Origin of the sequence: Mycolicibacter sp. MU0102, assembly GCF_963378105.1 — a bacterium.
GTDB lineage: Bacteria > Actinomycetota > Actinomycetes > Mycobacteriales > Mycobacteriaceae > Mycobacterium > Mycobacterium holstebronense.
Genome location: NZ_OY726398.1, coordinates 2,540,266 through 2,559,241, shown reverse-complemented (window position 1 = coordinate 2,559,241; position 18,976 = coordinate 2,540,266). Strand labels below are relative to the sequence as shown.

The window sequence follows — 18,976 nt, the reverse complement described above, 5'->3', positions numbered from 1 at the left end:
CCGGTTTAGTGCCGGTGGCCTCCGGTGCCGGGGCGCAGTCGTTCCGGATCGAACGCGGGCAGTCGACGGCGGTGCAGTGCGGTCATGTGGTGGGTCGCCAACGCATCGCCATGGCCCGAGGCGATGTCGCCGATGCTGAACAGGGACTCGCCGCCGGGAGCGAAGTAGGAACTGTGGCTGCTCATCGGCAACGGCACGCCGTGGTTCTCGGCTTTGAACCGGGTGGAGCCGTAGCCGTCTACGGCGGGATCGGCGCCGAGCCCGACCGTTGCCGACGTTGCCGGCAGGGGCAGTTGGGGCTGGCCGCCGAAACCGGTGATCGGATCCGATGATGCCGCCCCCACATACACATGTCCTCCCGCGGGCAGGTGAAAGTCGTTGGCGCTGTGGGCCAGGTCGGTTCCCGGTGAGCCCACAAGCACTACGTCGTCGGCGCCCAGTCCGGCCGAGGCCGCAGCGTCGGCCACTGTTGTCGAACCATAGGAGTGTCCGACCACGGTGACGTGCGAGGCGCCCACGTGCGACGCCGCCAGGGTGCGGACGTCGGCGGCCAGCAGTCGGCCCCCCGCCCGGGCGGCGGTCGGCTGCGTCACCGCCGGATCGAACAGGCTGTCCGGCGCGCGATAACCCATCCACACGACGACCGAATTGCTGCGATCCGGATCGGAGCGGACCGCCTCGCGATAGACATTGCGCCCGTCGGGGTGCGACAGGTAGCCATCGCGGACGCTGCTGTGTGCGCCGGGGACCAGCACGGTGGTGTTGTCCGCGTTGTCCGGATCGCCGATCGCGATCGCGGCCCGCCCGCGCCCGCCGAACGCTGCCGGTTCATAGGTGAGCAGCAGCACCGGGGCTTCGTCGTCACCGCAGTTGGCTGCGAGCCCGTCGCGGACGCGTAGCGCGTTCTCGTAGCGCACGATGTCGGCGGCGCTGACCGCTGACGTCGCGTTGACCACCCGGCGAATGTCGTCGGCCAGCGCCTGCCGGTTGATCCGGTCGCGCAGCCGGGCCGGCACACCGTAGCCGGCACCCACCGACCGCAACCGCGCCGCCTGGCGTCGATTGTCGGCGACCGCGTCGCCGAGCACCCGCCATATCTCTCGAGTCTTGGCGGCCAGGAACAGCTGGAGCTGGCGGACGCCGGCCGGGGTGGCCCACACCGGTGCCCACGGATCGTCTAGCGCGTCACGGATCTCGTCCCGGATGCCATCGAGGTGGTGGCTACTTGCGCGGGCGTGATCGGCGGCGTCGTGCACCGTGGCGGTCAGTACGCGATCGGTCAGCATCGCAATCTGCAGGTGCGCGGCGAGGTCCGCCTCGCGGCCTCGCGCTGAGACGGCGTGGGTCCCGCGCTGTTCGGGCATACCGCAGCAACGTAATTCAGCGCAGCCGGCGTCATCGCCGCCGATCCACAGCCCGCTGCGCTTGTGATCCGCCGTCAGCCGCGGTCGGCGGCGTCTGCTAGACCTGCGTGGTGAGTGTCGACGGTGAGGCAGAGGTGGAACCACCCCTCGGCGCCGGCGGTTCAGCGAGCCTCGACGGAGGAGAGGCGAAGCTGGGGGCGCCGCTCCAGCGCAGCGAGCCCATCGCTCGGGTGCTGCCGATGCTCTCGGTCCCGCACCTGGATCGTGAGTTCGACTATCTCGTCACGCCGGAGCAGGCCGAGGATGCCCGGCCCGGGTCGCGGGTGCGGGTGCGCTTTCATGGCCGGCTCGTCGACGCCTTCGTCTGGGAGCGCCGCGTCGACACCGATCATGTCGGCCGGCTGGGTCGGCTGGAGCGGGTGGTCTCGGCCGAACCGGTGCTCACCGACGAGGTCCGCCGGCTGGTGGAGGCGGTGGCCGCTCGCTATGCCGGCAGCCGGGCCGACGTGCTGCGACTGGCGGTGCCGCCGCGGCACGCCAGGGTGGAACGCGAAGCGGTGACGCCAATCGAACCGCCCGTCATCGCCCCGGTAGATCCCGCCGGCTGGCAGCGGTATGTGGCGGGCGGATCGTTCCTGACCGCGCTGGGCGAAGGCCGGGCCGCTCGCGCGGTCTGGCAGGTGCTACCCGGGGACTCGTGGACCGACCGGTTCGTCGACGCCGCCGCCCAGACGATTCGCGCCGGCCGCACCGCACTGGCGATCGTGCCCGATCAGCGAGACGTCGACGCGCTGTGTGGTGCCGCGACGGCGCGAATCGACGAGTCGGTGGTCGTGGCGCTGTCCGCCGGATTGGGCCCGGCCACCCGTTACCGGCGTTGGCTGTCGGTGCTGCGTGGCGGGGCACGCTTGGTGATCGGCACGCGTAGCGCGGTGTTCGCCCCACTGGCCGATCTGGGCCTGGTGATGGTCTGGGATGACGGCGACGACTCGCTCTCCGAGCCACGGGCGCCGTATCCGCATGCCCGCGACGTGGCGATGCTGCGGGCACACCTGGCGGGCTGCGCCGCGCTGATCGGCGGGCACGCCCGCACCGCCGAAGCGCACGCCCTGGTGGGCACCGGTTGGGCGCACGACGTGGTGGCGCCGCGGGCGGTGCTGCGGACGGCCGCGCCGCGGGTGGTCGCCCTCGACGACACCGGCTACGCCGAGGAGCGCGACGCCGCGGCGCGCAGCGCTCGCTTGCCCACTGTCGCCCTGCAGAGCGCGCGCCACGCGCTGGCAGCCGGGGCGCCGGTACTGGTGCAGGTGCCCCGGCGGGGTTATGTGCCGTCGCTGGCCTGCGGGCGCTGCCGCGCGATTGCCCGCTGTCGGCACTGCACCGGCCCGCTGTCGCTGTCGGAGCGCGGCAGTGCCGCATTGTGCCGGTGGTGCGGCCGGGTCGACCCGGCGCTGCGCTGTGCGCGCTGCGGATCGGATGCCGTGCGGGCGGTGATCATCGGCGCCCGGCGCACCGCCGAAGAACTTGGCCGCGCCTTTCCGGGCACCCCGGTCGTCACCTCCGCCGGTGACACCATCGTCGACCGCATCGAGGACGGCGCAGCCCTGGTGATCGCCACGCCCGGCGCCGAACCCCGCGCCCCGCAGGGCTACGGGGCAGCATTGCTGCTCGACAGTTGGGCGCTGTTGGGCCGCCAGGATCTTCGTGCCGCCGAGGACACGCTGCGGCGCTGGATGGGGGCGGCGGCCCTGGTGCGCGACCACGCCTCCGGCGGGCTGGTGACGGTGGTCGCCGAATCGTCGATCCCGACGGTGCAGGCCCTGATCCGGTGGGATCCGGTCGGCCACGCCGACGCCGAGTTGGCCACCCGAGTCGAGGTGGGGCTGCCGCCCGCGGTGCACATGGCTGCCCTCGACGGTGATCCCGATTCGGTGACGACGCTGCTGGAGCAGGCGCGGCTGCCCGACGGAGCCGACCTGCTGGGGCCGGTGCCGCTGCCGCCGGGAGTGCGGCGTCCAGCCGGTGTCCCCGACGAGCTGAATGTCATCCGGATGCTGGTCCGGGTGGGCCGCGATCACGGCCTGCCGTTGGCCTCGGCGCTGCGCCACGGCATCGGGGTGCTCAGTGCACGCGGGTCGACCCACCCGGTGCGGGTGCAGATCGATCCACTGCACATCGGGTAGCCAATCGGTCGGTCCGGCCTCACCACGGCACGAGTTGGATCATCCCGGGCGGCCTGGGCGGTGCCGGCGGGGGCTCGGCGGGCCTGCCGTTGTCGGCGCCTCCGCCGCCTGCGCCGCTTCCGCCGCCGTTGGCACCGCCGCCGTTGCCTGGGCCGCTGCCGTCGGTGGCACTGCCGGACTGCGGACCGCCGGGGGCCGGCAGGTCTTGCGCTGGCGGTGGTGGCTGCTCCGGTGGTGGGGGCGGCAGCTGTTGTGGCGGCGGTAGCTGCTCCGGTGGCGCTTGCGGCGGTGGCGGTGGAGGTTGTTGTGGGGGCGGCGGTGGCTGTTGTCGTGGCGGTGGTTTTGTGACGGCGCCGGGCGAGCGGGGGATCTTGGCCCTGGGTGCCGGCGGCGGCGGAATCTTCGGCGGTTTCGGCTGCGATGCGTCGCCGGTAGCTATCGTGTCGACCGGTGCGCCGAGCATCGCACCATGCGTGTCGGTGCGGGGACGGTAATTGGCGGCTAGGAAAACGTGGGCGGTTCCGGTGGATTGCCACGTGCGGCCCGCCGCCAGCGAAGCAATCTTGTTTTGATCGCTTGGGCAATACACCTCGACGGCAGCGGCGATGAACCGGCTCATGGTGGCCGACAGTCGATCCGACTGCGCGCGTAAGTCGGGGTTCATTCCAAAGGCATCGTTGTTCAATCCGTCGAGTACGGTGCGCGCCGGCACACCATCGTCGAGTTTGCGGCACACGGTATGGCCGGCGGCGACAACGGTCGAGATGTTTTCCATGGCGGGAATCTGTTTCTCTTGGAGCACCGCCAGAAATTGATCGTCTTGATTCGGGTCTGCCGCTGCCGCACCGTACGGCAGCATCGCGGCGGCGATCGCGGCAGCCGCGGCCATTGTGACGCCGCGGTACGCCAGGGTGAACATGGCACGGTCCTCCATTCTGTGTCCGGACCGTGCCCGTCGTCGGCCGTTGGTGGGGGAGGCCGCCACCGTTGCCTGTATTGACAATTGACCCAACGAGATGAAAACGGGCGGGGCGGTGGATGTTGTCTCCGCCGGAGTTGTTTGTCGCTTCTGCGCGTGGTTCCCGGTCCGCACCAGAGAGCAGCATGGCAACTCGCAGGAATACGCAGCGGCGATAGCCACACGGCTGCAGTACTCGCGAGAACCTGCGCGTCGCTACGTGTGCTTGCTGCGATGGAACATATGTTGCGCCTCCGTCTGATGTTCGGTGGCTGTCGGCTCGGCAGCTGCCTTAATAGATCGTATACCGATAATTCATGATCGGAATCGGTTTGGCCGCAAGAGTTTGCAGGCCGTCATCTCACGAGATAAGCCGATGGAGCGGCGATTGAGGTCCAACGGCCCTGCCGAATCGCCCGAGTTCGCAGTAATTTTGAAGGTAAGTCGGCTAGCCGGCTGGCCGGCCGATCAACATGGTTGGAGGGCTGCAATGTCACAAGTGAGAGCGACACCCGGAATCGTGGTGGGTGTAGACGGATCGCCTGAATCCGACGTGGCAGTGGCCTGGGCGACGCATGAGGCGATCATGCGCCAGTTGCCGGTCACGCTGTTGCATGTGTTGGCGCCCCTGGAGACCGGTTGGCCACCCGGGCCGGTTGACGAGGGGATACCCAGTTGGCAGGCCGATGAGGCAAACAAAATCCTGGCGCGGGCCCGCAATGTGGTCGACGCCAGCCGCGGCGACGCCGCATCGCCGGAGGTGCACTCCGAGATGGCCCATGCCCAGGTGGTTTCGACCTTGATCGGTGTCACCAAGAGTTGCTGGCTGACTGTCGTCGGCTCAACGGGGTTGGGTGCGATCGGCCGCCTACTACTGGGTTCGGTGAGCACCAGCCTTGTACACCACGCGCAGGGCCCGGTCGCGGTCATTCGCGCCGATCGGGCTTGCGCGACAGATGCCCCCGTGGTGGTGGGCATCGATGGTTCGCCCGCATCGGAGCGAGCCACGGCTCTGGCCTTTGACGAAGCCTCCTGCCGCGGCGTGCCGCTGGTGGCATTGCACGCGTGGAGTGATGTCGGAGTCATGCCGATCCTCAACGTGGACCGGCATGACTACGAAGTCCAGGGCCACGAGATCCTCGCCGAACGCCTTGCCGGCTACCAGGAGCAATATCCGGACGTCGCCGTCGAGCGTCGGGTGGTCTGCGACCATCCGGCCCGCTGGTTGGTCAAGGCCGCCGAGCAGGCACAGCTGGTGGTGGTCGGCAGTCGCGGCCGTGGCGGATTCGCCAGTCAGCTCTTGGGGTCGGTCAGCTCCGCGGTGGTTCAGGCCGCAGGCATTCCGGTGATCGTGGTCCGCCCTGGCTCGAAATGACGGTCGGCCCCGCTCGGGCGGTCCGTTGACCGCCCCCGCGCCCGGTCGCGATAGTTGACACTGGATGCCATGGAGTTCGCGACACACGGCGACGCGGGTGCGTCGAAAGAGGCGCCCTACGTCGCGGCCCACGAAACCCACTCCGGTGTGGTGATCCTGGCCGGCGATCGGGCCTACAAGGCGAAGAAGCCGGTGCAGACCGACTTCCTGGACTTCCGCACGGTCGAGCAGCGCGAAGAGGCGTGCGCGCGGGAAGTCCACCTCAACAGCCGCATCGCCCCGGACAGCTATTTCGGGGTGGCCCATCTCAGCGGTGCGTCCACCGGGGCGCCCGAACCGGTCGTCGTGATGCGCCGCTATCACGACGACCAGCGGTTGGCTTCGATCGTCACCAGTGGTGCACCCGTCGAAGACGTGCTCGACAGCATCGCCCGGTTACTGGCCGACTTCCACGACCGAGCTGAGCGCGGCCCGCGAATAAGCCTGCAGGGTAAGCCCGAGGCGATCCGCCAACGGTGGTTCGACAACTTCCCCACACTGCGCCGCCACGCCGACACCGTGGTGCCCGCCGAGGCGGTGCGGCATGTTGAGGATCTCGCCGGCGCATACCTTGCCGGCCGGGCGGACCTGTTCGCTCAGCGGATCGACGAAGGCTGCATCGTCGACGGCCATGCCGACCTGCTCGCCGACGACATCTTCTGGACGGACAACCAGCCGGTGCTGCTGGACTGCCTGGAGTTCAGCGACGACTTGCGCTTCCTCGACCGCATCGACGACGCCGCTTTCCTCGCCATGGATCTGGAATTCCTCGGCCGCAAGGATCTCGGCGACCACTTCCTGGACCGCTACACCGCCTATTCGGGCGACACCGCACCGTCGTCGTTGCGGGATTTCTATATCGCCTACCGCGCCGTGGTGCGCGCCAAAGTCGACTGCGTGCAGCTGACCCAGGGCAAGTCCGGGGCCGACGCCGCCGCGGCGCGCCACCTGGATATCGCCGTGAGCCACCTCGAGCGCGGCGCCATTCGGCTGGTGCTGGTCGGCGGCGGGCCCGGAACCGGTAAGTCGACGTTGGCCCGCAAGCTCGCCGACCGGGTGGGGGCCGTGGTGGTGTCCACCGATGACGTGCGCAAAGAACTGCAGGAGTCCGGGCAGCTGAGCGGGGAGCCCGGCTCCCTTGGCGCGGGGTTGTACGCGCCGGCCAATGTCGCTGCCGTCTACCAGGCGATCCTGCAGCGGGCGGGCCGGCATCTGGCCGGCGGTCAATCTGTGATCCTCGACGGAACCTGGCGTGATGCGCAGGCCCGCACGCAGGCCCGTCGCCTGGCGATCGACAACCACGCGGCGGCCACCGAGATCCAGTGCGTGGTGCCGGTCGACATCGCCGCCGAGCGAATCAGAAGCAGGGCTCCGGGCAACTCCGATGCGACACCACAGATCGCCGAAGCGTTGGCAGCTCAAGACTTCGAGTGGGACACCGCGCATCGCGTCGACACGGCTCAACCGCTCGATGATTGCGTGCGGGAGGCTCAGGAGCTGTGGCGCGCCGCGATCCGGCGGGAGGGGCGACGCACTTAGATATCGACGTCGTCCACGTGCGCGGCGGGCTCGCCGCCGGCAGCGGTGAATGCGGTGAGAGCACTGACAAGTCCGCGACGTTCCTTGGTCGGCAACGTCTCCACGATATCGGCGATCGCAGCCCGCCGTTGGGCCGTGACCTGGTGCACGACATCGCGCCCACGGGGTGTCAGGTCCGCTAGCAGTTCGCGCCGCGAGGTGGGGTGCGGAAGGCGATCGATCAACCCGGCGCCGACGAGTCGGTCGACCATGCGCCCGGTCGTCGAGGGCTGGACACCGAGCAGGCTTGCAAGCGTCGCCAGGTTTATCGCACCACGGTTGGAGAGGATCACCAGCGTCCGGAATTGCGGGATCGTGATGGTCTCGTCCACCTGGGCGATCGAGTGCGCCGAGATGGCTACCAGGAGCCGCGAGGCGGTCAGTAGTGCGTCAGTGATGGCGTCGACCGAGTTGTCGTTCGCTGCCACATCTCTACTGGCCATTTGTGCTTCCTGGGTTCAGGCTCGTCAGCAAGACGAGGTCTATCAGTAGAAGCTATTGTTACATGGCGGTATTGTTGCTATCAGCATTACTTCGGGGGCCGTAGGTCACGCCGCGGCGCGAGTTCTGCGACATGGCGTAGGACGGAGAGCGCCGGTGAAGATCGCTATCAGCGGTGCTGGTATTGCGGGGCTGACCTTGGCCTATTGGCTGAACCGCGCAGGCCACGAGATCACCGTGATCGAGAAGGCGTCCCGCCCGCGAACAGGCGGTTACGTCATCGACTTTTGGGGCGCGGGTTATGCGATCGCCGAGCGGATGGGCTTGGCGCCCGCTGTGCAGGCCGCGGGATATGAGGTTGAGCGGGTGCGGTTGGTCGACCGCCGCGATCGCACAGTGGGTGGGTTTCCGGTTGTCGGTTTCCGCCGGGCCATGGACGGCCGGTTCACCAGTCTGCCACGCGGCGACCTGGCTGAATTGCTCTATGGCGCGATCGCCGGCAACGTCGAGACGCTGTTCGGCGACAGCGTCGCGGCAATCGACCAAGGAGATGACGGTGTCCGGATCACGTTGGCGCAGGGGGAATGTCGACGATTCGACTTGTTGGTCGGCGCAGCCGGGGTCCATTCGCCGGTACGTGCACTGGCATTCGGACCGGACAGCGAGTTTGAGACCTCCCTCGGCTATTCGGTCGCCGCGTTCCAGGCCACGGGCTACCGGCCGCGCGACGAACTGGCGTATGTGGCCTACACCGAGCCCGGGCGGATGGTGGGACGATTCGCGCTGCGGGATGACCGGACGATGTTCGTGTTCGTCTACACCGACGACGCCTTCCGCGATGCCGAACGCAGCGGCTTGCTGGGCGCCGAAGACGTTCTGCGACAAGTGTTCGGCCATGCCGGATGGGAAAGCGCGCAGATCCTGGCGCAGCTCGAGCACGCCGACGACGTGTATCTCGATCGGGTCAGCCAGATTGTCATGGATCGCTGGTCGAATGGACGGGTGGCCCTGATCGGCGACGCCGCGAGCTGCGTTTCGCTGCTGGCCGGCGAAGGCACTGGGTTGGCGATGCTGCAGGCGTATGTGCTTGCCGGCGAGCTCTGCGCGGCAGGTGGGGATTACCGGAAAGCGTTCGACCGCTACGAGCAGCTACTTTGCCCGCTCATCGAGGCCAAGCAGCGATCGGCGCAACGCTTCGCAGCGGCCTTTGCCCCCAGGTCCAAGCTCGGCGTTTGGCTACGCAACCAGACGAGCGGACTGCTGCGCATACCGTGGTTGGCTGATTGGATCATTCGGCGGGAATTCCGCGACGACATCGAGTTGCCGAACTACGCGATGTAATCGTCGGGCCCGAAGGGCCGCGCCTGGTGTTCATGGCCTGCTGGCTCCGCGTCGTGGTTCGGTAGCCGGTACGACGTCCATTTCGGATTGGGAAGCCGTCGTCACGTCGTGGAGCCTTCCTGGGGTGCGGGTCGGCCGTCGTACATATCGGGACCAGGTCATCAGGGCGGCTACGAAGTAGAAGCCGATGAAGACCCAGAATGCCGACGTCTCGGCTCCGGTGCTCAGATACGACTGGCGCAACGCCAGGTTGATACCCACGCCGCCGAGGGCGCCGAAAGTTGCCACGAAGCCGATGACCGCTCCCGACGTGGCCTGAGACCAGAATCGGCGTTGGGATTCTTCGAGATTCAGCGCGTGACTGCGCGCCTCGAAGATCGAGGGAATCATTTTGTACACCGACCCGTTGCCGAGCCCCGCCAAAATGAACAGCCCGACAAATGTTGCGATATAGGCATCCATCAGTGCAGAGCCGTGGCCACTTTGGCGTTCGGAGGCAATGCTGATCGTGATGAGTGCGCCGGCGACGACGGCCATGGCGGCGAACACTGCCAGCGTGACTCGGCTGCCTCCGAGTCGATCGGCGAGTCTGCCGCCGTAGATGCGAGCGAGCGATCCGAGCGCCGGGCCGATGAAGGCGAACTGTGCGGCGTGCAGCGATGCCTGGACGGGGGTCTGGCCGCCCGCGGTGAAATTGGTCTGCAGGACGACGCCGAACGCGAAGGAGAATCCGATCCAAGAGCCGAAGCTGCCCAGGTACAGCAGCGCCAGGACCCAGGTGTCGGCCTTGGACAGCACCTCGCGCAGGTGGCTTGCCTTGGTGGCATGGTCGAGGTTGTCCAGGTAGCGTGTGGCACCCGCCCCGACGATGACCAGTAACGCCAGGTAGAGGGCGCAGACGATGTAGGGGGCGTCGTGGCCGGTGGTGGCCAGCACCAGCAGGCCCACCAACTGAATCATCGGCACCCCGAGGTTGCCGACGCCGGCGTTCAGGCCCAGCGCCAAACCCTTGAGCCGCTGCGGATATAGCCGGTTGGTGTTAGTCATGGACGCGGAGTAGTTGGCGCCGCCGCACCCAGTCAGTCCGGCGCACACCAGATATGGCCAGAGCGGAAGGCCGGGGTGGGCCAACAACACCATCGCCCCCGCGGTCGGAATCACCAGTACCGCGATCGACGACACCGTCCAGTTGCGGCCACCGAACTTGGCGATACCCAAGGAGTAGGGGATCCGCAGTGATGCCGCCACCAGGGTTGACGTGGCGCCCAGCAGGAATTTGTCGCTCGGGGAGAATCCGTACACCGATGCTGGCATGAACAACGCCAACACCGGCCATAGCGTCCACACGCCGAACGCGATGTGGTCGCACGCGATGAGCCAGAGCAGGTTGCGTCGGGCGATCGTACTGTTGCCGGCCTCCCAAGCTGGGACATCCTCGGCATCCCAGCCGGTGAGGCTGCGTTGGGGTGCCGACTCGTCACCTCGGGTCACAATCGGTCATCGCCTCTCGGCGGTGACGAGCAGGTACTCCCATCCCATGACGCCGTCGTAGAGGTACCGCTGGGCGAGCTCGATAAGTTCCGTGTCCAAGGCGGCCACCAGTGCGGGCCTGTCACCGATCGTGCGGTAGGCGTCGATCGTCGGACCGTAATGCGCCTTGAAATACTCATGCACCGTCTGGGCTTTGAGGAAGCGTTCCACCCGCAACACGCAGCGCTGAGTATGGGTGACGGTGGCCTCATCGCCGAACAGATGAGAAAGGTAGTCCTCCCGTCCCCACAACGCCGCCGGCGGTATCCCGGGCACTTGGGTGGGCCGGTATGGCCTGATGGCGCTGAGCATCCGGCCGAAGAAGCCTTCGGGGGTCCAGCTCGCCAGCGCAATGGTCCCACCCGGTCGGCATACCCGCAGCAGCTCGGACGCGGCCCGCCGATGGTCGGGCGCGAACATCACTCCGATCCCGGAGAGCACCGCGTCGAACTCTCCGTCGGCGAACGGCAGTGCCTGCGCATCGGCCTCCCGCCAATCCATCGTTACGCCCTGCTCGAGAGCGCGCAGCCGGGACCGCTGCAGCAATTCCGGGGTGAGGTCGCTGGACACCACCGTGGCGCCAGTTCTGGCGGCCGGAATGGAGATATTCCCGGACCCGGCGGCCACATCGAGCACGTGATCGCCGGCACCGATGCCGCTGGCAGCGACCAGCGTCGGCCCGATCGGGGCCATCACCTCCTCCGCCATAAGGGCGTAGTCGCCCATCGCCCACATCGCGCGGTGAATGGCCGCCAGGGTACTTGCGGCAGTGGCGGCGGTAGTGCTGTCAACGGTCATCGGGGGCTCCTAACCAATGGGACAAATGAGGGCTTTCGACGTCGTCGTCGTCGTGGGCGGGTGGTGCCGCGCCATCCCGTGCACCCCGTCACTTTCCATTGATACACGAAACAGTTGCTATGCGTAACAGTAGGGCGCTGCCAGACTGCTGTGTAGCGTCTGTCCGCGGCGCAGTGGGGTGATGCGGTGGGCCAGCAACCCGGTCCTGCGTCTGCAATCGACACGCTGGCGAAAGGCCTGCCGCGACTTCCCTAAACTGTCCCGGTGCGCATTGTCTTCGCCGGCACCCCGGACACCGCGTTGCCGTCGTTGCAACGGCTGATCGATTCGCCGCGCCACGACGTGGTGGCGGTATTGACCCGACCCGACGCGGCCTCCGGCCGGCGGGGGACCCCGCAGCCGTCTCCGGTGGCCCGCCTGGCCCTCGACCATGGCATTCCGGTGCTGCGGCCGGCCCAGCCCAACGCGCCCGAGTCCGTCGCCGAGCTGGCCGAACTGGCACCGGAGTGCTGCCCGGTGGTGGCCTACGGGGCGCTGCTGCGCGACGCTCTGTTGGCGGTGCCGACGCACGGTTGGGTGAACCTGCACTTCTCCTTGCTCCCGGCCTGGCGCGGTGCGGCCCCGGTGCAGGCGGCGATCGCCGCCGGCGACGAGGTGACGGGCGCGACGACGTTTCAGATTGAGCCGGAACTGGATTCCGGGCCGGTCTACGGGGTCGCGACCGAGACCATCCGGGCCGACGACACCGCCGGTGAACTGCTGGCCCGGCTGGCGGTCTCGGGTGCCGAACTACTGGCGGCCACCCTCGATGGCATCGCTGACGGAGCGTTGCACGCGGTGCCGCAGCCACGCGACGGCATCAGCTACGCATCCAAGATCACCGTCGAGGACGCGCGGGTGCGCTGGGAGCTGCCGGCCGCGGTGATCGAGCGCCGAATCCGCGCCGTCACCCCGAATCCGGGTTCTTGGACCATGATCGGCGACCTGCGCGTCAGGGTCGGTCCTGTCGGCCTTGCCGACGATGGGCCGGCAGGACTGGCACCCGGAGATATTCATGTGGACCGGCGACACGTCTGGGTCGGGACCGGCTCGGTTCCGGTGCGGCTGGGCCAGATCCAGCCCCCCGGAAAGAAACTCATGGATGCCGCCGACTGGGCGCGGGGCGCTCGGCTCGACTCCGAGGTGCGGGCATCATGACCGGACCGCAACGCGGCCAGCGTCGGCCGCAGCGCCCCCAGGACGGCCCACGCAAACTCCGCCGCAAACCGCTGGACCCGGCCCGTCGCGCCGCATTCGATGTGCTGCAGGCGGTCTCCCAACGCGATGCCTACGCCAACCTGGCACTGCCGGCGCTGCTGGCCGAACGTGGAATCACCGGCCGCGACGCCGCTTTCGCCACGGAATTGACCTACGGCACGTGCCGGGTGCGCGGACTGCTCGACGCCATCATCGGTGCGGCGGCGCAGCGCAAGCCCGAGACGATCGACCCGGTGCTGCTGGATCTGCTGCGGCTGGGCAGCTATCAACTGCTGCGCACCCGAGTCGAGCCGCACGCCGCGGTTTCGACCACAGTCGATCAGGCGGCCCTCGAATTCGACTCCGCACGAGGGGGTTTCGTCAACGGCGTGTTGCGCACAATCAGCGCCCGTGACGAGCAATCCTGGACCGCGGAACTGGCACCGAACGCCGACAGTGACCCGATCGGTCACGCCGCCTTCGTTCGCGCCCACCCGCGCTGGATCGCTCAGGCGTTCGCCGACGCGCTGGGCGCCGCCGCCGGCGAACTCGATGCCGTGCTGGCCGGTGACGACGAGCGGCCCCGCGTGCATCTCGCGGCCCGACCGGGCGCCCTGACCGCGGCCGAATTGGCCGCCGCGGTGGACGGCGAAGTCGGCCGGTATTCGCCCTACGCCGTCTATCTGCCGGGCGGTGACCCCGGAAAGCTCGACGCCGTGCGCGCCGGCCAGGCCCTGGTCCAAGACGAGGGCAGCCAGTTGGTGGCCCGTGCCCTGACAATGGCTCCGGTCGACGGTGACACCGGCCGGTGGCTGGACCTGTGCGCCGGGCCGGGCGGCAAGACCGCACTGCTGGCCGCCCTCGGCGCGCAGGTCGGGGCGCGGGTGACCGCCGTTGAGCAGGCCCCGCACCGGGCCGCACTGGTCGCCGAGAACACACGCGGCCTGGACGTGGAGGTGCTGACGGCCGACGGCCGCGATTCGGGCCTGCAACCCGGCTTCGACCGGGTGCTGGTCGACGCGCCCTGCACCGGTCTGGGCGCCCTGCGGCGTCGGCCCGAAGCCCGCTGGCGCCGTCAGCCCGCCGACATCCCGGTGCTGGCGAAACTGCAGCGCGAGTTGCTGGGCGCGGCGATCGGACTGACCCGGCCCGGGGGAGTGGTGCTGTACGCGACCTGCTCGCCGCACCTGGCCGAAACGGTCGGTGTGGTGGCCGATGCGCTACGCCGGCATCCGGTGCGGGCGTTGGACACTAGGGAACTGTTCGCGCCGGTCGAGGCGCTCGGCGACGGACCGCACGTGCAGCTGTGGCCGCACCGGCACGGGACCGACGCCATGTTCGCTGCGGCGCTACAAGTAATCTGAGCGCATGTCACGAGCCATGATCGCGCCGTCGATCCTGTCGGCCGATTTCGCCCGCCTCGCCGATGAGGTCGCCGCCGTGAAGGGTGCGGACTGGCTGCACGTCGATGTGATGGACGCCCATTTCGTTCCGAACCTGACCCTGGGTCTGCCGGTGGTGCAGAGTCTGCTGGCGGCCACCGACATCCCGATGGACTGCCATCTGATGATCGAGGACCCGGGACGATGGGCGCCGCCCTACGCCGAGGCCGGCGCATACAACGTCACGTTCCACGCCGAGGCCACCGACAACCCGGTCGCCGTGGCCCGCGACATCCGCGCCGCGGGCGCCAAGGCCGGACTCAGCATCAAGCCCGGCACGCCGCTGGAGCCCTACCTGGAGATCCTGCGGGACTTCGACACCCTGCTGGTGATGTCGGTGGAGCCCGGATTCGGCGGGCAGTCCTTCATTCCTGAGGTGCTGAGCAAGGTGCGCGCCGTGCGCAAGCTGGTCGATTCCGGGGAGCTCAGCATCCTGGTGGAGATCGACGGCGGCATCAACGCCGACACCGTCGAACAGGCCGCCGAAGCCGGCGTCGACTGCTTCGTTGCCGGCTCGGCCGTCTACAGCGCCGCTGACCCGGGCGCCGCCGTTGAATCACTACGCCGTCAGGCCCTGGCGGCATCACCGCACCTGCGCGCATGAGCACCGAAGGCGACGGCGAGAGAGGAACGAACGAGCAAGGAGTCGAGGCATGAGCGCCGAAGGCGACGGCGGGCACGCCGTCGACCATGACGCCGCGATGCTGCTGGCGATCGAACAGGCGCAGCGAGTCAAGGGCAACACCTACCCCAACCCACCGGTGGGCGCGGTCATTCTGGATCGCGACGGCAGGGTGGTCGGCGTCGGGGGAACCCGTCCGGCCGGCGAGGCGCACGCCGAAGTGGTGGCGTTGCGCCGGGCCGGTGAGCTGAGCGTCGGCGGTACCGCAGTCGTCACGCTCGAGCCGTGCAATCACCACGGCAGAACCCCTCCGTGCGTTGATGCGCTGCTGGCCGCCGGGGTCGCACAGGTGGTCTACGCCGTCGACGACCCCAACCCGGACGCGGGGGGCGGGGCGGCACGATTGGCCGACGCGGGCGTGCAGGTGACCTCCGGGGTGCAGGCCACGGCCGTGAACACCGGGCCGCTTCGGGAGTGGCTGCACAAGCAACGCACCGGCCGGCCGCACGTCACCTGGAAGTACGCCACCAGCATCGACGGTCGCAGCGCGGCCGCGGACGGTTCCAGCCAGTGGATCACCAGCGAGGCGGCACGGGCCGACCTGCACCGTCGCCGAGCGGCAGCCGACGCCATCGTGGTCGGCACCGGCACCGTGCTCGTCGACGACCCCACACTTACCGCCCGGCTGCCCGACGGCACCCTGGCCGAACGTCAACCGCTGCGGGTGGTGGTGGGCCGGCGTGAGATCTCCGCAGACGCGCACGTGCTCAACGACGACTCGCGCACCATGGTGATCCGCACCCACGACCCGGCGGAGGTACTGCGGGCCCTCTCAGACCGCACCGACGTGCTGCTCGAGGGCGGCCCCACGCTGGCCGGGGCATTCCTGCGAGCGGGAGCGATCGACCGCATCCTGGCCTACGTGGCACCGATCCTGCTGGGCGGACCGGTCACCGCCGTCGACGATGTCGGCGTGCCCAACATTGCCCGGGCGCTGCGCTGGCGATTCGACACCATGGAGCAGATCGGACCCGATCTGCTGCTGAGTTTGGTGCCGCACTAGCGGTGGGCCCCGCTCACCGCGAGATGGCAGCCTCCGGCTCGGGCACTTCCGGATCCTCGGCGTGCACGTCGTTGCTGCCGATGAACAGTCCGAGCACCGCGCCGACCACACAGATGATGGCGGTGATCGCGAAGATCTCGCCGTACATCATGGCGAAGGCCAGCTTGGAGTTGGCCGCGGTTGCGGCCATTTTCTCGGCCAGGCTGCCGCCGGGCATCTTGGGCAGGCCGGCCAGAATCTGGTTGAACCGGTACAGGCCCCACGCCGACAGCGCGGCCATGCCGATCAGCATCCCCGTCATCCGGGCCACCACCACACCCGCCGCGGCGATACCGTGCTCCCGCGGCGGCACCACGCGCATCACCGCTGAGGTCAGCGGGCCGATCACCAGGCCCAAACCGAAACCGGCCAGCACCTGATCGGTGTGTGCCGCAGGAAGGCTCAGGCCGAGGACATCGTGGTGGTAGGCCGCCAGGTCCACCGGCCACTTCGAGATCAGCCAGTAGCCCCCGGCGGCGATGAGCAGCCCGACGAATGTCACCAGCCGGTCACCGACCGCGGTGGCTATCGCGCCGCCCACCACGGCGCCGATGGGCAGCGCGGCCAGGAACCACAGCAGCAGCATCGCCGCCTCGTTCTGGGTCTTGCCGAGCACGCCCTGGCCGAACAGTTCGACGTCGACCAGGGTGACCATCAGTGCGGCGCCGGCGCAGAGTGAGGAGCCCAAGGCGGCCAGAAACGGGCCCATCCGGGCGCCGGCCGGGTCGAGCAGCTTCGTCGGCGACTTGATCTCCCAGACCACGAAAGCCACGAGCGCGATCGCCGCAAACAACAGGTACGCCGCGCCGTGGTCGGGAAGCGCCTGCTTGGCACTGGGGTCGGGGTTGTATAGGCCGATCGTCAGCAGGCCCAGGATCACCGCCAGCAGCAGCCCGCCGACCACATCGACTCGCTCCCGGGGGCCGTCGGTGGATTGCGGGGGGAGACTGAAGTGGATCAACACCATGGCCAGCACGGTCAGCGGCACGTTGATCCAGAACACGTCTCGCCAGCTGGTCAGCGCCCAGACGATGAAGATGCCGTACAGCGGACCCAGCACACTGCCCAGTTCCTGGGCGCCGGCGATCCAGCCCAACACCGCCGACCGGCGGCGTTGTGCCCACAGGTCAGCGCCGAGGGCGAACGTCACCGGCAACAGCGCCCCGGCCGCCACGCCCTGGATGGTGCGGCCGATCACCAGCATCGACAGGTCGGTCGACAGTGCCGTCACCACCGATCCGATGGCGAATGTGGCCAGGCTGACCTGCAGCAGCAGTTTGCGGCCGAACCGGTCGGACGCACGGCCCAACAGCGGCATCGCAGCGATGTAGCCGAGCAGGTAGCAGGTGATGATCGGGGTCAGTTGCTGAACCTTGTTGATCGGGATGCCGACACCCGCCGGTTGCGGCGCCATGATGTCGCGCATGATCGTGACCACGACATAGGTGTCGAGGGCACCCAGCAGGACGGCGAGGCTACCTGCGCTGATCGCGAGCGTGCGGTTGACCCGCATTACGCTCCCGCCGGCTTCTCAATCGTGACCGGTGCGTTCCACTTCGACAGGGTCATCTGGATGGAGTTACCCGCGCTGGGGTTGAGCTGGGCCTGCACCAGCTGGTGGTCATCATCCTCGGAGATCCAGACCGTGGCCGGCGTCGGCGCGGTGGCCTTCAGCTGCGGCGCCAGGGCGTTCACCGCGTCGGCGGGCGCATTGCCGGTGACCCGGACGGCCTTCTGGCCGTTGATGGTGTCGCGACCGGCGGACTTCGCGTCGGCCAGGTTGGCCAGCATGTTGGCCAGGCCCTTCTCCGGGCTCAGGATCGCGGCCACGTCGTAGATCTTGTCCGCGGAGCCGAAGTTGTCGTAGTCATCACCGGTGATCGCCGCGTAGAGGTCGCCATCGATCACGACGAACTTGGCGTCGACCTCCGAGCCCAGCATCAGGATCTTCGCGCTGCCCTTGGCCGCGGTGGTCGGCTGGGTGGTCAGGTCACCCTCAAGGGTCTTGACCGGCAGGCTCTTGATCTGACCGGTCACCGAGAGCGCCAGGTGCGCGCTCTTGAGGTTGGCGGTGGTGGTGGCCGATTCCTTGACCAGCGTCGTCGCGTCCGGCAACGGTCCGCCGGCATCCTTGGACGAACAGCCCGCGAACAGCGCGGCGGCAGTGGTCGCGGTGGCCAGGGCGATGAGAAGTCTGCGCATGGGGGACATCGTATAGAGGCCGCCCGGTCGAGGTAGGGCAGCAGGGACTTTGCCTCATGGCGACGACCCACTGCGCCCGACTTCGTCGCGCTGGTGATCGTCGCTAGCCTGTTGTGATGTTCACCGGAATCGTCGAGGAGCTGGGCGAGCTGGTCGGCCGCGAGGACCTCGCCGACGCTGCGCGCCTGGTCATCTGTGGCCCCACCGTCACCTCCGACGCCCGCCACGGCGACTCGATCGCCGTCAATGGCGTGTGCCTCACCGTCGTCGATGTGCAGGCCGGCGGCCGGTTCAGCGCCGACGTGATGCGCGAGACGCTGGAGCGATCCAGCCTGGGATCGTTGCAGGTCGGAAGCCCGGTGAACCTGGAACGTGCGGCCGCTCTGAACAGCCGGCTGGGCGGCCACATCGTGCAGGGCCACGTCGACGGCACCGGGCAGGTCCTGTCCCGCACCCCCGGGCAGCACTGGGAAGTGGTGCGGATCGGGCTGCCGGCGTCGCTGGCGCGCTACGTGGTGGAAAAGGGCTCGATCACCGTCGACGGAACCTCGCTGACGGTCTCCGGACTGGGTGCCGACCCTGATGACTTCTTTGAAGTCTCGCTGATTCCGACCACCTTGGAACTGACCACGCTGGGCCGGGCGCCGGTCGGCACGGTGGTGAATCTCGAGGTGGACGTGATCGCCAAGTACGTCGAGAGACTGGTGACAAAGCCCACGGAATGAGTCCACGGGGCAAACCCTGGGTCCGGGGTGGTTCATACTG

Annotated in this window: 16 protein-coding genes; 9 read left to right on the top strand and 7 right to left on the bottom strand. The window is 68.6% G+C overall.

All coding sequences use genetic code 11. The features are described from left to right. Positions 1-5 precede the first annotated feature (5 nt). On the bottom strand, positions 6-1,364 hold the full coding sequence (locus tag RCP37_RS11865; RefSeq protein ID WP_308483322.1) for an alpha/beta hydrolase: 1,359 nt from the start codon (positions 1,362-1,364) through the stop codon (positions 6-8). Between the two features lie 239 nt (positions 1,365-1,603). On the opposite strand from RCP37_RS11865, the gene RCP37_RS11860 reads away from it, so the two are divergent. After that, the gene (locus RCP37_RS11860) at positions 1,604-3,547 is read left to right on the top strand and encodes a primosomal protein N' (RefSeq protein WP_308487054.1); all 1,944 of its coding nucleotides are present in this window, start codon (positions 1,604-1,606) and stop codon (positions 3,545-3,547) included. Positions 3,548-3,566: 19 nt separating this feature from the next. Here RCP37_RS11860 and RCP37_RS11855 read toward each other — a convergent pair whose 3' ends face one another. Then, on the bottom strand, positions 3,567-4,466 hold the full coding sequence (locus tag RCP37_RS11855; protein WP_308483321.1) for a DUF732 domain-containing protein: 900 nt from the start codon (positions 4,464-4,466) through the stop codon (positions 3,567-3,569). A gap of 529 nt (positions 4,467-4,995) precedes the next feature. On the opposite strand from RCP37_RS11855, the gene RCP37_RS11850 reads away from it, so the two are divergent. Further along, positions 4,996-5,880 (top strand): universal stress protein, encoded by an 885-nt coding sequence (locus RCP37_RS11850; protein ID WP_308483320.1) that lies wholly within the window; start codon positions 4,996-4,998, stop codon positions 5,878-5,880. 69 nt (positions 5,881-5,949) lie between these two features. After that, positions 5,950-7,458 carry a bifunctional aminoglycoside phosphotransferase/ATP-binding protein gene (locus tag RCP37_RS11845; protein ID WP_308483319.1) on the top strand — a complete coding sequence of 503 codons (1,509 nt, stop codon included), beginning with the start codon at positions 5,950-5,952 and terminating at the stop codon, positions 7,456-7,458. On the opposite strand, the gene RCP37_RS11840 is transcribed toward RCP37_RS11845, so the two are convergent. Further along, positions 7,455-7,940, bottom strand: coding sequence for a MarR family transcriptional regulator (locus RCP37_RS11840; RefSeq protein ID WP_308483318.1), 486 nt, complete (start codon positions 7,938-7,940; stop codon positions 7,455-7,457). The two genes, RCP37_RS11845 and RCP37_RS11840, sit on opposite strands and share 4 nt — an antisense overlap. Before the next feature lie 154 nt (positions 7,941-8,094). Between RCP37_RS11840 and RCP37_RS11835 the strand changes: the two genes are divergently transcribed. Further along, complete coding sequence (locus tag RCP37_RS11835) at positions 8,095-9,279, top strand: FAD-binding domain (protein ID WP_308483317.1); 1,185 nt, start codon at positions 8,095-8,097, stop codon at positions 9,277-9,279. A 30-nt stretch (positions 9,280-9,309) separates the two neighbouring features. On the opposite strand, the gene RCP37_RS11830 is transcribed toward RCP37_RS11835, so the two are convergent. Together RCP37_RS11830 and RCP37_RS11825 are read right to left on the bottom strand one after the other, a co-directional pair. Further along, positions 9,310-10,770, bottom strand: coding sequence for a nitrate/nitrite transporter (locus RCP37_RS11830; protein ID WP_308483316.1), 1,461 nt, complete (start codon positions 10,768-10,770; stop codon positions 9,310-9,312). A 6-nt stretch (positions 10,771-10,776) separates the two neighbouring features. After that, entirely contained in the window at positions 10,777-11,607 is an 831-nt protein-coding gene (locus tag RCP37_RS11825) for a class I SAM-dependent methyltransferase (protein WP_308483315.1), read from the bottom strand. A gap of 264 nt (positions 11,608-11,871) precedes the next feature. On the opposite strand from RCP37_RS11825, the gene fmt reads away from it, so the two are divergent. From fmt to ribD, 4 genes are read left to right on the top strand one after another with little or no spacing between them, the layout of a single operon-like run. Beyond that, entirely contained in the window at positions 11,872-12,804 is a 933-nt protein-coding gene (gene fmt / locus RCP37_RS11820; protein ID WP_308483314.1) for a methionyl-tRNA formyltransferase, read from the top strand. Further along, positions 12,801-14,207 (top strand): RsmB/NOP family class I SAM-dependent RNA methyltransferase, encoded by a 1,407-nt coding sequence (locus RCP37_RS11815; protein WP_308483313.1) that lies wholly within the window; start codon positions 12,801-12,803, stop codon positions 14,205-14,207. The genes fmt and RCP37_RS11815 overlap by 4 nt, the downstream gene beginning before the upstream one ends. Positions 14,208-14,211: 4 nt before the next feature. After that, positions 14,212-14,889, top strand: a complete 678-nt coding sequence (gene rpe, locus RCP37_RS11810) for a ribulose-phosphate 3-epimerase (RefSeq protein ID WP_308483312.1) — start codon at positions 14,212-14,214, stop codon at positions 14,887-14,889. Positions 14,890-14,938: 49 nt separating this feature from the next. Beyond that, the gene (gene ribD, locus RCP37_RS11805) at positions 14,939-15,970 is read left to right on the top strand and encodes a bifunctional diaminohydroxyphosphoribosylaminopyrimidine deaminase/5-amino-6-(5-phosphoribosylamino)uracil reductase RibD (RefSeq protein WP_308483311.1); all 1,032 of its coding nucleotides are present in this window, start codon (positions 14,939-14,941) and stop codon (positions 15,968-15,970) included. 13 nt (positions 15,971-15,983) lie between these two features. On the opposite strand, the gene RCP37_RS11800 is transcribed toward ribD, so the two are convergent. Together RCP37_RS11800 and RCP37_RS11795 are read right to left on the bottom strand one after the other, a co-directional pair. Then, complete coding sequence (locus RCP37_RS11800) at positions 15,984-17,522, bottom strand: MFS transporter (RefSeq protein ID WP_308483310.1); 1,539 nt, start codon at positions 17,520-17,522, stop codon at positions 15,984-15,986. Next, on the bottom strand, positions 17,522-18,220 hold the full coding sequence (locus RCP37_RS11795; protein WP_308483309.1) for an LppX_LprAFG lipoprotein: 699 nt from the start codon (positions 18,218-18,220) through the stop codon (positions 17,522-17,524). Before RCP37_RS11795 ends, RCP37_RS11800 begins: the two co-directional genes overlap by 1 nt. 107 nt (positions 18,221-18,327) lie before the next feature. On the opposite strand from RCP37_RS11795, the gene RCP37_RS11790 reads away from it, so the two are divergent. Beyond that, positions 18,328-18,936 carry a riboflavin synthase gene (locus tag RCP37_RS11790; RefSeq protein WP_308483308.1) on the top strand — a complete coding sequence of 203 codons (609 nt, stop codon included), beginning with the start codon at positions 18,328-18,330 and terminating at the stop codon, positions 18,934-18,936. Positions 18,937-18,976: the final 40 nt, after the last annotated feature.

Excerpts from the sequence above, each read along its gene's own strand:
- ribD (WP_308483311.1), top strand. The coding sequence starts at position 14,939 with ATGAGCGCCGAAGGCGACGGCGGGCACGCCGTCGACCATGACGCCGCG.
- RCP37_RS11825 (WP_308483315.1), bottom strand. The coding sequence starts at position 11,607 with ATGACCGTTGACAGCACTACCGCCGCCACTGCCGCAAGTACCCTGGCG.
- RCP37_RS11800 (WP_308483310.1), bottom strand. The coding sequence starts at position 17,522 with ATGCGGGTCAACCGCACGCTCGCGATCAGCGCAGGTAGCCTCGCCGTC.
- RCP37_RS11845 (WP_308483319.1), top strand. The coding sequence starts at position 5,950 with ATGGAGTTCGCGACACACGGCGACGCGGGTGCGTCGAAAGAGGCGCCC.
- RCP37_RS11865 (WP_308483322.1), bottom strand. The coding sequence starts at position 1,364 with ATGCCCGAACAGCGCGGGACCCACGCCGTCTCAGCGCGAGGCCGCGAG.
- RCP37_RS11815 (WP_308483313.1), top strand. The coding sequence starts at position 12,801 with ATGACCGGACCGCAACGCGGCCAGCGTCGGCCGCAGCGCCCCCAGGAC.
- RCP37_RS11860 (WP_308487054.1), top strand. The coding sequence starts at position 1,604 with ATGCTCTCGGTCCCGCACCTGGATCGTGAGTTCGACTATCTCGTCACG.
- RCP37_RS11795 (WP_308483309.1), bottom strand. The coding sequence starts at position 18,220 with ATGTCCCCCATGCGCAGACTTCTCATCGCCCTGGCCACCGCGACCACT.
- rpe (WP_308483312.1), top strand. The coding sequence starts at position 14,212 with ATGTCACGAGCCATGATCGCGCCGTCGATCCTGTCGGCCGATTTCGCC.
- RCP37_RS11790 (WP_308483308.1), top strand. The coding sequence starts at position 18,328 with ATGTTCACCGGAATCGTCGAGGAGCTGGGCGAGCTGGTCGGCCGCGAG.
- RCP37_RS11855 (WP_308483321.1), bottom strand. The coding sequence starts at position 4,466 with ATGTTCACCCTGGCGTACCGCGGCGTCACAATGGCCGCGGCTGCCGCG.
- RCP37_RS11850 (WP_308483320.1), top strand. The coding sequence starts at position 4,996 with ATGTCACAAGTGAGAGCGACACCCGGAATCGTGGTGGGTGTAGACGGA.
- RCP37_RS11840 (WP_308483318.1), bottom strand. The coding sequence starts at position 7,940 with ATGGCCAGTAGAGATGTGGCAGCGAACGACAACTCGGTCGACGCCATC.